Source organism: Okeania sp., assembly GCF_983059655.1.
The window spans coordinates 1-1,518 of the sequence record NZ_CEZPJD010000310.1 but is presented as its reverse complement, the minus strand read 5'-3'; the positions used below and the strand labels follow the sequence as shown (position 1 = coordinate 1,518).

Below are 1,518 nucleotides of genomic sequence, written 5' to 3'. Positions count from 1 at the left end.
TTCCATCTTCCATCTTCCATCTTCTTACTTCTTCCTTCTGCCATTATGAACTTTAAAAATTATCTATGGACTTTTGTGAATTTATTATTCCCAATTAAGCCATTACTTCTGACTTCCTCCCTCTTACTTTTTCCTTCTACGGCAATTGTTTCCATGCAACCTGCTGCTGCTTTAATGGCAGATGAAATTAATCAAATTGCCACAGAATTTACAGTATTAATCGATTCGATAAATCCAGCTTCCGGGGTAATAATTTCTCGTAAAAAAGATACTTATTATGTTTTAACTGCCAAGCACGTTGTAGAAACCCAAGATGAATATGCAGTTATTACCAAAGATGGAGAAAGACATAAAATTGATTATCAAAGAATAATTAAATTACCAGCAGTAGATTTAGCACTTTTAGAATTTCGGAGTCAGAAAAAATATCAAATAGCTACTTTAGCTGATTATGATTATCAAGCTGAATTTCGTCATATTTTTGTGTCTGGTTGGCCTGCATCGAGATTACCTTTTTTCCAAAGAGAACATTTATTTAGTCCGGGATTATTAATTAATCAAGATTATGAATTAGCTTTTCTCAAAGACCCCGTTTCTAATGGTTATGAACTTTTTTATAACAATATTACCGAGTTAGGTTTGAGTGGCGCACCTATTTTAGATACTCAAGGAAGAGTAATTGGAATTCATGGTGCTTCTGAAGGTACAAAAATTTATGATGAAAAATCTAATTCAGTGGAGAGAGTAAGCATTGGTTTTAGTTATGGAATTCCTGTTAATACCTTTTTACAGTTAGCAGATAAGTTCAATATGGGATTAAATTTTCAGTTAGAAAATTCACCTCCGCGACAACTAACTCAAAAAGAAGCTTTTTCTATAGAAGCTTATTTAAAAATTCCAGAAACAACAGATATTTCTAGTGCAGCAGCATGGGCAAACCGTGGGAATCATTTGTATAGGTTGGAGAGATTTGAAGAAGCATTAATAGCTTTTGAACGTGCAATAAAAATCAGAGAAAACTTTTATCCAGCTTGGTATGGAAAAGGAAATGTATTATCAGCTTTAGGTAGACATGATAGAGCAATTGATGCCTATAAAAAAACAGTAAAAATCAAACCAGATTTTTATTTAGCTTGGCGAGACCAAGGCGCTTTATTAGCTTATTTAGATAGACCTCACGACGCATTAATATCTTTTAATCAAGTAATTAGATACAAGCAAGATGATTTTGTAGTTTGGTATCTGAGAGGAAATATTTTAACAAAACATTTTCAGGAATATAAAGAAGCGATCACTGCTTATGATAAGGCAATTCAATTAAAATCTGATTTTGTTGATGCTTGGTTGGGAAAAGGGGAAGTTTTTTATCGTTTAGAGCGGTATCAAGAAGCTAGAGAAGTAGCTCAACAAGCGTTGAAACTTAAGCCTAACGATCCAGAAGTTTTGAGTTTTTTAAATGCTCTAGATGAAAGAAATTTACCACCAGACTCTGTTGAATGGAGACCAAATCAAAACCAA

General features: G+C 33.2%; 1 protein-coding gene. It reads left to right on the top strand.

The genetic code is table 11. The features are described 5' to 3' along the window. Positions 1–45 precede the first annotated feature (45 nt). Positions 46–1,518 (top strand): tetratricopeptide repeat-containing S1 family peptidase (locus AC3DU7_RS17500; RefSeq protein ID WP_488040598.1); only part of this gene is annotated, 1,473 nt, incomplete at its 3' end.